This is a genomic window from Deltaproteobacteria bacterium (assembly GCA_016235345.1).
GTDB lineage: Bacteria > Desulfobacterota > Desulfobacteria > Desulfobacterales > Desulfatibacillaceae > JACRLG01.
Window position 1 is genome coordinate 46,464 of sequence record JACRLG010000013.1, and the last position, 12,895, is coordinate 59,358.

A 12,895-nucleotide genomic window follows, 5' to 3' on the forward strand; every position below is an offset into this window, starting at 1 on the left:
CCGAAATGGCATACCGGGAATTCGACGGAAAGACCGAGGCGGAGGCTGTTGAAAAGGCCTGCATCGAACTGGGCATTCCCAGAAAGAGTCTTCGCTACGACGTGTTGTCACACGGCTCCACGGGTATTTTCGGGCTCGCCAAGGTCCGCAAGGCAAAAATCAGGGTGAAGACCGACGACGAGCCAGCCCCAAGGCCCGCCGCCAAAGCCGAACCCTCTTCCGCGGCGTCTTCTTCCGCAGAGGCATCCGAAGAAGCCAAGCCCGTCGCTCCCGAACAAAAGGGAAGGCGGGGCCAGAAACCGAAGCCCCCAAAGGCGGCTTCGGGAAAGGGAAGGGCTGACAAGGCTTCCATGGAGCCCTGGCCCGAAAAGACATCTTCCCCTTCCAAAAAGGAAGAGCCCCCACAGGAACCCGAAAAAGCCGAAAAGGCCCGCCCATCCAGATCGAGCCGGAAAAGAAAGCGCGACTCGGCGGCAAAAAAGGCCGCTGAAGCAGGAGTTTCCACATCCGAGGCCATTAGCGCCAGCCCGGCGTCACGCCAGCAGAAAAAGCAGCGCGCCCCCGCACCAGATTCTCCAGATGCGGCAAAATCCGGGGCTGCGCCCAAGGCTTCCTCCGATGACCAGGACTTTCCCGGCGAATCCCAGACACCCCTTGATCCCTTAGTCCTGGAGCAGGTTCTTGGCCATGCCGGGGAGATCATGACCCGGCTTTCCCAGGCGCTCATGGACGAGCCGTCGGTCAGCACATCCCACGTTTCGGGCCACGAAATCCTTGTCAGGGTGGATGGGCCCGACGCGGCCAACCTCATCGGGCGCAAAGGCCAGACCCTGGATGCCGTACAGCACGTGCTTGAAGCCATGCTCAACAAGGACAGAAGGCCCAAGATACGGATCAGGGTCGATGCCGGGGACTACCTTGCAAGGCGTGAGGAAAACCTTGTGAAGTTGGCCCTTCGCCTCGGCGAAAAGGTGAAGAAGTCCGGGCGCGCTGCAAGTTTTTCGCCCATGCCCGCCAACGAACGGCGCATTATTCATCTCGCTCTCAAGGATGACCCTCTTTTGCGCACCCAGAGCAAGGGTTCCGGCGAACTGAGAAAACTCATCATCGGTCCGCGCAAGACGGAGGATCCCAAGGCCGACGCCTGACCGGTCTTAAGCCGCCATGATTTTAAGCGACACCATCGCAGCCCCGGCCACCCCCCCAGGAATGGGGGGGATCGGCATAATACGAATTTCCGGCCCGGATTCCCTCTTTTTCGTCTCCTGCATCTTTCGCCCCAAAAACCCCAGGGCAAGTCTCAAACCCAGGCGCATGATTCTTGGGCGCGTAGCCGATCCCGCAACACTTGAGGTCTATGACGAGGTTCTGGCGGTTTACATGCCCGGCCCCTTCTCATACACCGGCGAGGATGTTGTGGAAATCCAGGCCCACGGCGGATCAGGCGTGATCTCCGCCCTTGTCGGCCTTATTCTCGGCCAGGGAGCCCGGCTGGCCGAGCCCGGCGAATTCACCAGGCGGGCCTTCCGCAACGGACGCATGGACCTCTCCCAGGCCGAGGCAGTATGGGAACTGACCCAGGCTCGCACCACTTTCCAGGTAAAGGCCGCAGCGGCGCAGCTTTCAGGGGCCTTTTCATGCGCACTTTCCGCCATAAGGACTTCACTGGAAGACATCCTTTGCCTGCTTATCGGCTCCTTCGATTTCCCGGACGAGATCGCCGAACCATCATCTTCCGATATACTTTCACGCCTGGAATCCGAAGTCAGAAAGCCGATTGAAAATCTTGTCGAACTTTCCCGGAAAAACGAGATAGCCCGGCGCGGCATGAACGTCGTCATCGTGGGAAGACCAAACGTTGGAAAATCCAGCCTGCTCAACCGCCTTCTTGGCAGGGACCGGGCCATAGTCTCCAATCTTCCGGGCACCACCCGCGACAGCATATCAGAGGAAACCTTCATTGCCGGGAGGCATGCAATCCTGTGGGACACGGCAGGCATCCGCGCCGACGCCGAACCCGTCGAAAGCCTTGGCATCGAACGCACCCGCCTGGCTCTTGACCGGGCAGACGTGATAATTCTCGTGATCGAGGCCAACCAGCCTTTTGTCGAAGAGGACCTCGCCATTCTTGGCCAGCTTGAAGGCCGCAGGCTGGTTATAGCAGCCAACAAGTCGGACCTTCTTGGTTCCCCCCTTGCAAAGCCCTTCCCATCGACTCACGATTCGCATCCGGTTGTCCGGGTAAGCGCCCTTGCCGGGAGCGGCCTTGACGAGCTCGCCGGGGCCTTGTGGAATTCCGTTGACGCCGAATCCTCCATCGATCTTTCCCAGGGGCTGCCCAACCTGCGCCAAAGGGTTTTGTTGGAGCGGGCCGTTGACGCTCTTTCCTTTGCTATTTCAGAGGCGCGAGTCCAATTTCTGCCTGATCTCCTTTCGACGGATATTGAAGCCGCCCTTCTGACCCTTGGAATGATCACGGGCGAAACCGCGACCCCGGATATCCTGGATGCCATTTTTTCCCGCTTCTGCATAGGAAAGTAACTCACCCTTCCCCTCCCGGCTTCGTCTATAAATGTTCCACGTGGAACATCATTTCCAGAATCAACACCCTACCTTTTTAAAAATGCGCAGCGTGCATCTCCGAATGTTCCACGTGGAACATTTGGAAAGCCGGGATCGACATAACCTGATAAAACCTTACTTTAATAAGTCTGCAATTGCGCCAATAGGGATCAAATTTGCGGATATAGCCAGGGCGGGGGTCTGAATCAGGCCTTTTTGTCCCGATCATATAAAGATTTCCTGCAGGAGGAATAATGTCTATCCAGACCCGTGACGAAGTGTTGGAAGAGCTTTTAACAGCCGAAAAGCCGGTTTGTCCCCATTGCGGGCAGGTAATGAGCCTCTACGAGGTGCCGCCAATCAATTATTCGGACGGACTTGGCTGGGGCGTACCCTATCTTTATGTCTGCTTCAACGATGAGTGCCCGCCCTTCTGCCAGGGATGGGACGAGATAAAGGAAAAGTACGCGCACACGGCTTCCACCCGCTGCCTCATGTATCCCGGTACCACGCAGGTTGAGTACATGCCTGTTTTCGGTAAAGACGGCGGCAAGGGCCAGATAATGGAAAAGGAGTTGATGGACCAACAAAAGGCTCTGGAAGATGAAATCAAGAAGGGCTTTCTTGAGCTTGCTGAATACTTCGGTGGAAAGGACCACGAAAAGATACTGCAGATTCTGCTGGACTCGGTAAGGCCCGCGCGGGTGCGGTTGAAGGCCGCCCAGATGATGGGGGATTTCGGGGTGGTGGAAAGCATTGAACCCATGAAAAACCTGAAGGTGGGAAACGCCATTCTTGGTCAGGCAATAAAGGATGCAGTTTTCCTCATCCACGAGCGGACCTTCACCAGGGAGTGCCCGTTCTGCGCCGAAGTCATTAAGACAAGGGCGAATGTCTGCAAGCACTGCAATAGGGAAGTCGCCGGGGCCTGACACAGATATCGGGCGGTTTCTGCAGGCGGATTGAACAAAAAGGGCTGTGGGGGTTAGGAAAACCCTCACAGCCCTTTTTGCTTATTCGAGGAAAAAAAGCCCGTGTGTGTTTCTCAGGAAAAGACAAATTGCGAAAGCCTCTTGCGGTACCATTCGTAGGTGTCAGCTATTCCCCTGTTCAGGGCGATTTGGGGAAACCAGCCAAGAGCCGAAATGCGCGAAACGTCTAACTGCTTTTTAGGCGTTCCTCCCGGAAGTTCCGGTAAAAGCGCAATCTCTCCCGAAAACCCGACAATGCCAGCAATCCTCCGGGCGAGTTCCAGCACGGTCTCGTCCTTGCCGGTCCCCACGTTTAAGGGCTCCTCGGAATCGTAATTGTCCATTAAGAAAACGCACGCATCCGCGAGGTCATCCACGTGAAGAAATTCCCGGCGAGGGGAGCCGTCACCCCAGACGGGCAGCACCGGGCGGCCCTTTAAAAGAATCTCCCGGAAGTTATCCGGGATGGGGCCGAAACATGCCTCGTCCCTGAAAATGGCCTCAAAATCACATTCCTGGGAAAGCCGGGCGAGGTGGGCCTTACGGATGAGGGCGGGAAGAAGGTGGCTTGAAAGAAGGTCGAAGTTGTCCTCCAGGCCGTAAAGATTGGTGGGCAGAAGGCTTATGGCCCGGAAACCGTGCTGGCGTCGAAGGGCCTGGCAGAGCTTGATCCCGGCGATCTTAGCCACCGCGTACCACTGATTTGTGGGCTCAAGCCCGCCGGATAATAAATACTCCTCTTTTATGGGCTGTGGGCAGAGCCTTGGGTAGATGCAGCTCGATCCCAGAAAAAGCAGTTTCTCCGCGCCAAACCTGTGGGCCGCGTCGATTACGTTGGTCTGAATCAGAAGATTGTCCCTTATGAAATCGGCGGGAAAGTCATTGTTCGCCTTTATGCCGCCCACCCTGGCTGCTGCCAAAAAAACGTGGGTGGGCCTTTCGGACCTGAAAAAGTCCTCCACGTCGGCCTGCCTGGTAAGGTTCAGTTGACGCCTGTTCCGGGTTATGACGTTGGCATGGCCAAGGGCGGTAAGGCGGCGCAGGATCGCCGAGCCCACCATGCCGAGGTGTCCTGCAAGAAAAATGCGGGCGGATTTTTCCATTTAAGTCACACCTTCAGAAACTTCAAACGGCTTGCGGCGAAGGCCGCCATTTTGAGAAGCGCGAAGCCCTGCCGCCACCTGTCTATGTTGGTTTCCCCGTAGGTTCGGAACCTGTAGCGGATGGGAATCTCCACGATCTTAAGGTTGAGGCGGGCCGCACCGAAAAGGAGGTCGAAATCCCCGAAGGGGTCGAAATCCCCGAAATAGTGCCGGTTGCGGCAGATGGCCTCGTAATTGTTCCGGTTCAAAACCTTGGTGCCGCAAAGGGTGTCTTTTATGGGCTGGCCAAGAAGCCAGGTGAAGGCCATGCTGAAAAACTTGTTGCCAAGCATGTTCATGAAACGCATGGAGCCGTCTTCCATGGGATAGACCAGACGAACCCCGTTGATGAACTCCCCCTTGCCGGAAACCAGCGCGTCGTAAAACCTTGGAAGGTATTCGGGCGGCATGGTGAGGTCCGCGTCCAGTATCATGAAGACATCGCCCCTGGCCTTTGAAAATCCCAGGCGCACTGCGTCGCCCTTTCCCTTGCCCGGCTGCTGGTAGGCGGAAACCATCTTTTCCGGGTTATCGGCAACCACCTTTTGAATGGCCTCCCAGGTCTTGTCGGTGGAGTTTCCCTCCACGAAAATAACCTCGGTTCCTCCGCCCATCTGGGGAATTCGCGGAAGAATGTTGGTAATGTTGCCCTCCTCGTTGCGGGCGGGGACCACCACCGTCACGATGGGGGCCGGATTTGCCTGATTGGCGGGGGCGAGCCCGCTCTTTGGCCGGGCGGCGATGAAATTGGTGAGGGCGAGCCAGGAAAAGGGCCAGAAATGAACCAGCCAGCGATTTAAAAGGCGGGAGAGCAGAGGAATTTCAAAGGGGATGATTATTCCCCATGTGCGCTTTAAGACCTCGAAGCCGGAAATCGAAAGAAGGTTCATGACATCATGGGGCGAAAACCAGTTCTGCTCCATCACATCGGCCCCAAGGCCGAGACGCCGGGCTATCCCCAGGGGTATGCGCCATAAGTTATTGTAAAAATTGATAAAAATTCGAGTGTCCGGGCCACAGCAGGAAGACAGGCTGGAAAACACCTCCTGTGCGTCCCAAAGATCGTTCACAAGGTCTGAAAGGATTATGACGTCGAATTTTTCAGAAGCGGAAAACCCGGCGGCATCGGCCTGAACGAAACTGAGATGGGGGTGTCGCCTTCCTGCCTCCTCCAGCATCTTGCCGGAAAAATCCAAGCCCACGCCAACCGAGGGTGAAAGGGAGGCCAGAAGGTCGCCGTGGCCGCAGCCAAGCTCCAACACCCTGAGCCCCTTCGGGATCATGAAGGAAAGATGCCTGGCCAGCATCCGGTGATAGGCTGCCCCAATCCTGCCGGGTTTTCCGTAAGCGGCGGACGCCCGGTCCCAGTGTGCGATTCTTGCCCGTACGTATTCTTTTCGCGCGTTATCCATAAAATTCACGACCCGTGAAGTGAGGTTGGTTTTGATTGGCTGACTTAGGCCGCATCCGTGCGCCGAAGCCTTATTACGGCAAAAAGCGCAAGTTTATCCATGAAAGGCTTCAAGAGCCCCTCGATGGACCTTACCGGCGCAAAGGCCGCTCCCGGAAGCAGGGAACGCATGGAAACCCCGCCCGATAAAAGGTAGGAAAAGGGCATGTCTGGCTTTATAAAATCCACCCGCCAGCAGGGAAAACGCTTCATGAATTCCTCGCGGTCACGGTGGAACACCATCCAGGGCAGTGCGCCGTTGGCCCCGGACAAGGGTCCGGAGGACGGAAAGGCCCATGACTGCGCATCAGGATCAAAGGGCTCGTGATGGAAGTTTCCGTAAATCAGGCGGGAAAAGGGCGTCACCCAGGGCTCGATCATGATGACCGCCCCGCCTTCGCGTACGCATCCCGCCGCAGAATCGAGGAACCGGGCGCAGTCCGGGATGTGGTGGAAAACGTCCGCCATGACTACGGCCTTCAGGGACCGCGCCCGAAAGGGCAGGGCCTGGGCATCGGCCAGAAGGCTTATTCCTGGAACCGGAAAGACCTCGCTGGTTATGGCGTCGGGAATGACCTCGCCCAAAAAGCCCGCGCCTGAACCGATCTCCAGCACCCGGCCCGGCCCTTCCGGTAGAAGCCTTGCGATTTCTTCGTACCAAAAACGGTAAAGCCTTTCAAGAAAGCCCTTGCCCCTTATTATTTCGCGCCGGGCGAGGGTTGTTTCGGGAGCGTCGGGGTCGAGCCCCGAAGCCCCCGGAAGGGCCAGGGCCTTTCTCAATATTGAGGAAAGTCCGCCCTTCATGGGGTGGAACCGGCCACGGGCGACGGTTCAAGCTCCGCCTTTTGCCCGGAATGGTCAAGGATAAGCCTTTGAACCGCCTTGTTCCTTCGTGCGTTTGCAAGATCGGGGTCAACGGCCATGAGCTTCCAGTCGGAAAATCCAAGTTCCACTGCCTTTCCGATCCACTCGGCAGCCTTGTCCGCGTTGCCCATCACAGAGTGAAGGCAGGCCATGTTGTAATGAACTGCGACGTTTTTGGGATCGAGGCTCAATGCCGTGTCCAGGGCTTCCTTTGCCTTGGGAAAAGCGCTGGTTCTGAGAAGGGCCAGCCCGAAATTGGACCAGATTTCCGCGTTGCCGGGATCAAGCACCGATGCCTTTGAAAGCGGCTCCAGGGCCAATTGGGCCTTGCCCATGTTGACGTAAAGGGCTCCAAGGTAGTTTAAGAGCTTGGGGTCGTCGCCCTTTTTGGCCAGGGCTTTTTTTACTTCTGCAACAGCCTTGCCGATTTTTTCAACTGTCCTGGCGTTGTCCAGGTTGGCCTTTGCTTTGGAATAGCCTGGATTGAGGCCAAGGCTCCTTTCGAAATGCGCAATGGCCGTAACCGTATCCTCCTTGGCAAGGTAAACAAGCCCCAGATTGCTTTCGGCCTCGTAATCGCCGGGATTGATTGTCAAAGCCTTCTTCAGCATTTCGACGGCTTCGTCCGGCCTTTTGGTTTCCGTTAAAAGCCTTGCGTACTTCTTGTAGGTGCGATGATCTGAGGGATTGATGGCAAGGCTTTTCCTGTAAAGCTCCTCCGCTTTTTTAAATTCGCCCCGCTTGAAAAAAATGTCGGCCATGTTGCGATAAGCATAGGAATCATAGGGATTCGCCTTCACCGCAGACTCAAAATAATAAAGAGCCTTGTCGAAATCTCCCCTTACGGCGTAAGCGCCTCCAAGGCTGGTGAACGCCACGCTGTTTTGCGCAGTGACGGCGGCTGCGCGTGAAAACAGGGTGAAGTCGTTTTTCCAGAAACCCACCTGGACCCAGGTCACCGCAGCAAGGCAAAGGGCCACGAGAACGCCTGAGGGCATGAGGACCGAACGGTCCATTCCCCGCCTGTCGGCAAGTTCGTCCACGAAAAAGGAGACAGCCACAAAAAGCCCTATGGCCGGAAAATAGACGAAGCGGTCTGCCCAGGCAGGCCACAGCCCGCCCTGCACAAGGCCGATGACCGGGATCATGCCGCCAAGAAACCAGAGCCAGCCGACGATAAGGTAGGGCATCCTTTTGGCGTAGCGGATAACAAAGGCGGTAACCGCGATCAGAAAAACAAGGGCCGCAGCGGCCTGCCACAGGGGGACGGACTTGGGCCAGGGATAGTAGGCGGCCAGGTTGTCCGGCCAGAGGAGCTTCAACAAATACCGGGGATATGAAACCAGGGCGTTCGATACTCGAAGTCCGGCGTCTTCAGCGCCCGGAATGATGTTTTGAAACTGATCCATGGAGTTTCTGACCACCAGGATTACGATTGCCGCGATCACCAGAAGCGGCACTTTCTCCACCAAAAGGCGGCTGAACACGGGCCAGGAAAAGCCGGGAGAGCCGTCGGCCCCGCGCTCGCCAGCGCGGTAGAAGGGCCAGTAATCCATGAGAAGCAGCACCAGGGCCAGAGGGGCTATGGCCGGCTTAGCCAGAAGGGCCACAGCGAAGGACGCGGCTATAAGGGCATAGAGCCAGGCCTTTGACCGCTTTACATAAAAGGTATACAAAAGCATGGCCGCAAGGCCGAAAAAGGCCGAAAGCGCGGTCTTTCTCTCGGCAAGCCAGACCACGGACTCCACGTTCATGGGATGAAGGGCCAGAAGGGCCGCCGCGAAGGCGGACGCCCCAAACTTTCCAGTGGCCAGAAAAAAAATCCAGAAACACAAGAGAACCACATAGATATGAAACAGGACGTTTACCAGATGGTGATATCCGGGCCTCATCCCGAAGATTTCAACGTCAAGGGCGTGGGACAGGGTGGAGACCGGATGCCAGTAATGGGCCTGGGAGACCCTGAAAGCATCGGCTGCGCCTTTGGCCGTAAGCCCCTGGTTGACCGCCGGGTTTTCCACCACGTATGACATGTCATCAAAATCGAGAAACCCGTGGTCGGAAACCTGGTAATACACCCCGAACAGAATAAGGGTGATGGCAACCGAAAAGATCAGGCCTCGACGCATGTGGCGATACCTCCCGAAATAATTGTGATGGATAGAGATTGCACAGGGTTTCCGAAAACAGTGGCGCAGGATGGATTTTCACGGCGAAGCGATCGGCTTTAAACGGATTTCCGCCGTGGGAATTTTTGTCTGATTTTCAATAATGGCTATACGAATCCGCGCCTTAAGGCAAGAGTTTTGAAAGAGTCCGCATGGCCCTAAGTTTGTCTGAACGGCATTATACGGAAGAACATGGAAAAACGTCGACAATTTTTACCGTTCCTGTTGCCGCAAGGCTTATTTTCGATTATGCACAAGGCGACATCTTTTACGGAGGAGCACCCATGAAAATTCTCGTGGTGGGCGGCGGTGGCCGCGAACACGCCCTGGTGTGGAAAATTTCCCAAAGCCCCAGGGTGAAAAAGGTCTTCTGCGCACCGGGAAACGCCGGAATAGCAAGACTGGCCGAATGCGCGCCCATAAGTTCCGAAGACGTGGAAGGGCTTTTGGCCTTTGCCAAAAAAAATTCCGTGGACTTAACCGTGGTGGGCCCGGAAGCGGCCCTCACAGCCGGAATCGCCGACCGTTTCATTAAAGAGGGTCTGGCTGTTTTCGGCCCCACGGCCTCTGCGGCCCGCCTGGAGGGCTCCAAGAGCTTCGCCAAGGCCCTGATGGAAAAATACTCCATCCCCACCGCCCGCGCCGCTGTTTTCACCGACCCGGACGCAGCCTTCGCCCACCTGGAAAAAATCGAGGCCCCGGTTGTCATAAAGGCCGACGGCCTTGCGGCGGGCAAGGGGGTAATGGTCTGCTCCGCCATGGATGAAGCAAGGCAGGCGATTTCACAAGTAATGGTGGAGCGCAGGTTCGGTCAGGCAGGGGCCTCCTGCGTCATCGAGGAATTCCTGGAAGGCGAGGAGGCCTCGTTTCTGGCCTTCACCGACGGCGAGACCGTGCTTCCCCTTCCGCCGTCCCAGGACCACAAGGCCGCCTACGACAACGACATGGGCCCCAACACCGGCGGCATGGGGGCCTACTCGCCAGCGCCCGTTGTGGACCCGGCCCTTTTCCAGGACGTGATGGACGGGATAATGATCCCCACCGTCAAAGCCCTGGCCGCCGAGGGCATAGCCTACCAGGGCGTGCTTTACGCGGGCCTCATGATCAAGGACGGCGCGGCCAGGGTGCTGGAATTCAACGTCCGTTTCGGCGATCCCGAATGCCAGCCGCTTCTGATGCGCCTCAAATCCGACCTTGTGGAGATCATGCAGGCGGTGGCGGAGCGGCGTCTGAAGGAAATCCTCCTGGACGTGGACCCAAGGCCCTCGGCCTGCGTGGTAATGGCCGCCGGAGGCTACCCGGAAAAATACGAGAAGGGCAGGGTGATAACGGGCCTGGACAAGGCCGGGCGCATGAAGGACGTGATGGTTTTCCATTCGGGCACAGCCCTTAAGGACGGAAAAACCGTCACCGCTGGGGGCAGGGTGCTGGGAGTGACCGCCCTTGGCGACACCATAGAACAGGCGGTCAGCCGGGCTTACGAGGCAGTGGACGAGATCGGCTGGGACGGGGCTTTTTACCGGAGGGACATAGGGAAAAAGGCCATACTGCGGCTTGCGGCCCTCCCAAGGGTCCTAATAGTTATGGGAAGCGATTCCGATCTTCCCGTCATGGAGGAAACCGCCAGGACCCTCGAAAAACTGGGCGTTCATTACGAAATGACCGTGGCCTCGGCCCACCGCACGCCGGAGAAGGCAGCCAATCTGGCCAAAAACGCGCGGGCACGGGGCATAAGGGTCATCGTGGCGGGCGCGGGCGCGGCGGCCCATCTGGCCGGGGCCCTTGCGGCCCAGACCACGCTTCCGGTGATAGGCGTTCCCATCGACGCCACCCCCCTAAACGGCCTGGACGCCCTTCTGGCCACGGTGCAGATGCCTCCGGGCATACCGGTCGCCACTGTCGCCGTGGGAAAGATGGGGGCCAAGAACGCAGGTGTTCTGGCGGCCCAGATTCTTGCGGTTTCGGACCCGGCCCTTCACGGGCGGCTCAGGGAGGAAAAAAGGGAAATGGCCGAAGCGGTGGAAAAAAAGGCCTCGAAAATTTTCCGCCATGGCTGAAAGGATCAAAATCGATCCCCTCGATCCCGATCCCGAAGTAATCAGGAGGGCGGCGGGGATTCTCGCTTCAGGCGGGCTCGTGGTCTTCCCGACCCTTGGCCTTTACGGGCTTGGGGCGGACGCCATGAACCCAAAGGCGGTGGAGCGGGTTTTTGCGGCCAAGGGAAGGCCGCCGGAAAAGCCTGTGCTGGTGCTGGTGAGGGGGATTCCCGACGCACAGGGGCTTGTGAGCGAGGTCCCCGACGCCGCCCTAAGGCTGATGAGAGCCTTCTGGCCGGGCAGGCTCACCATAGCGCTTCCCGCCTCGGAAAAAGTGCCGGAAATTCTTTGCGCGAAAACCGGAACCATAGGGATAAGGGCCGCCGGGCACCCGGTGGCCCGCGCCCTTGTGGCCGCCTTTGGCGGGGCGGTCACCGGAACCTCGGCCAATATCGCAGATGCTCCGGCCCCGGCTTCGGTTGATGATCTGTCACCTAAAATAGCCGAAGCCGCCGACCTCATAATGGACGCTGGGCTGCTTTCCGGCCAGGCCTCGACGGTGGTTTCGGTTAACGGCAGCCGGGTGGACGTGTTAAGGCCCGGCGCGGTGTCCGGCCAAAGAATCGGCGAAGCCCTCGCTTCTGCCGATGTTTGACCCCCGAAAAATCCCCTTGCCGCCCTTCAGGCCGTGTCCCTGGCCGAAAGACCGTATTTTTTGAGCTTCAGCGACAGGGTCTTGCGGTTGATCCCAAGCACCTTCGCGGCCTTCTGGATGCCCCCGCCGGTTAAGTCCAGAACGTGCTTGATGTAATTTTTCTCAAGCTCCTCAAGGTCCACGGGTTTTCCCGGCAGAAGGAAGCCCTCGTCCCCGGCCCCCGCTCCAAGCCATCCCGGAAGGCGTTCAGCGCTTATGTCCCCCTGGGGGTGAATGGCCATTATCCAGTCTGCGGCGTGGATCAGCTCCCGGACGTTTCCCGGCCAGGAATGCCTTTCCAGTATGCTGTTGGCCTGACGGGTCACCCCCGGCGGCGAAAGGCCCCTTCTGGAAGCCGCCTGGGCAAGAAAATGGCGGAAAAGCACAGGCGTGTCCGACAGCCGCTCACGCAAGGGCGGAATGTGGATGGGCACTATGCCCAAAACCTCGTTCATCCCGTCCAGGCGAAAGGCGGAAACCACCCCCGGAACCCTGCACGAGGACGCGATTATCCGGGTGCGGACCGGCACCGGCTCGCTTGCCCCCACCGGGGTGAACACCCGATCCCTTATCATCTGCAAAAGCCTTGCCTGGAAATCATCCGAAAGCCGGGCCACCTCATCCAGAAAGAGCGTGCCCCCGGCAGCCCTCTCCAAAAGCCCCTTTTCAACCTCGCCGTCGGGGCGCGCCTGCCCGAAGATGATTTTCACCTGCCTGCTCTGGGGAACGGCGAGGCAGTCCAGCGCAACGAAGGGCTGGTCCGAAAGATGGCTCATGTGATGAATGGCCCGGGCGGCCAGGGACTTGCCGGTTCCCGGCTCGCCGGTTATGAGCACCGGCTGGTTTAAGGGGGCCGCCTTCAGTATGCGCGACACCATTGTCCGCGTGGCATCGCTCGCGCCTAGGATTTGGCGGTCAAGTCCGGCGGCGCAGAGCACGCCTTCGCCGCTGTCGTCCGGCTGGGTTTTTCCCGCCTGCGTGAGTGGGTTATGCGTATCCATGTCGATT

At 58.1% G+C, this 12,895-nt stretch carries 10 protein-coding genes; 5 read left to right on the top strand and 5 right to left on the bottom strand.

What is annotated here, in order from left to right:
* The first annotated feature begins 5 nt into the window (after positions 1 to 5).
* The 3 genes from HZB23_06360 (at position 6) to HZB23_06370 (ending at position 3,494) form a co-directional block, all read left to right on the top strand.
* Entirely contained in the window at positions 6 to 1,148 is a 1,143-nt protein-coding gene (locus HZB23_06360; GenBank protein MBI5844274.1) for a Jag N-terminal domain-containing protein, read from the top strand.
* A gap of 16 nt (positions 1,149 to 1,164) precedes the next feature.
* Positions 1,165 to 2,541, top strand: a complete 1,377-nt coding sequence (mnmE, locus tag HZB23_06365) for a tRNA uridine-5-carboxymethylaminomethyl(34) synthesis GTPase MnmE (protein MBI5844275.1) — start codon at positions 1,165 to 1,167, stop codon at positions 2,539 to 2,541.
* 275 nt (positions 2,542 to 2,816) lie between these two features.
* Positions 2,817 to 3,494, top strand: a complete 678-nt coding sequence (locus HZB23_06370; protein MBI5844276.1) for a zinc ribbon domain-containing protein — start codon at positions 2,817 to 2,819, stop codon at positions 3,492 to 3,494.
* Positions 3,495 to 3,607: 113 nt separating this feature from the next.
* On the opposite strand, the gene HZB23_06375 is transcribed toward HZB23_06370, so the two are convergent.
* Genes HZB23_06375 through HZB23_06390 form a run of 4 tightly spaced genes read right to left on the bottom strand, consistent with a single transcriptional unit; the run spans position 3,608 to position 9,118 of the window.
* Positions 3,608 to 4,636: a GDP-L-fucose synthase gene (locus tag HZB23_06375; protein ID MBI5844277.1), complete on the bottom strand. Its 1,029-nt coding sequence runs from the start codon at positions 4,634 to 4,636 to the stop codon at positions 3,608 to 3,610.
* 5 nt (positions 4,637 to 4,641) lie between these two features.
* Positions 4,642 to 6,087 (bottom strand): glycosyltransferase, encoded by a 1,446-nt coding sequence (locus HZB23_06380; protein MBI5844278.1) that lies wholly within the window; start codon positions 6,085 to 6,087, stop codon positions 4,642 to 4,644.
* A 44-nt stretch (positions 6,088 to 6,131) separates the two neighbouring features.
* Positions 6,132 to 6,929, bottom strand: a complete 798-nt coding sequence (locus HZB23_06385) for a methyltransferase domain-containing protein (GenBank protein MBI5844279.1) — start codon at positions 6,927 to 6,929, stop codon at positions 6,132 to 6,134.
* Positions 6,926 to 9,118, bottom strand: coding sequence for a tetratricopeptide repeat protein (locus tag HZB23_06390; GenBank protein ID MBI5844280.1), 2,193 nt, complete (start codon positions 9,116 to 9,118; stop codon positions 6,926 to 6,928). Before HZB23_06390 ends, HZB23_06385 begins: the two co-directional genes overlap by 4 nt.
* A gap of 323 nt (positions 9,119 to 9,441) precedes the next feature.
* Here HZB23_06390 and purD point away from each other — a divergent pair, with 323 nt between their 5' ends.
* Both purD and HZB23_06400 read left to right on the top strand, forming a co-directional pair.
* Complete coding sequence (gene purD, locus HZB23_06395; protein MBI5844281.1) at positions 9,442 to 11,214, top strand: phosphoribosylamine--glycine ligase; 1,773 nt, start codon at positions 9,442 to 9,444, stop codon at positions 11,212 to 11,214.
* Entirely contained in the window at positions 11,207 to 11,848 is a 642-nt protein-coding gene (locus HZB23_06400) for a threonylcarbamoyl-AMP synthase (protein ID MBI5844282.1), read from the top strand. The genes purD and HZB23_06400 overlap by 8 nt, the downstream gene beginning before the upstream one ends.
* Positions 11,849 to 11,874: 26 nt before the next feature.
* Here the strand turns inward: HZB23_06400 and HZB23_06405 are convergent, their stop codons facing one another.
* Positions 11,875 to 12,888: a sigma-54-dependent Fis family transcriptional regulator gene (locus tag HZB23_06405; GenBank protein MBI5844283.1), complete on the bottom strand. Its 1,014-nt coding sequence runs from the start codon at positions 12,886 to 12,888 to the stop codon at positions 11,875 to 11,877.
* Between the last annotated feature and the right edge of the window lie 7 nt (positions 12,889 to 12,895).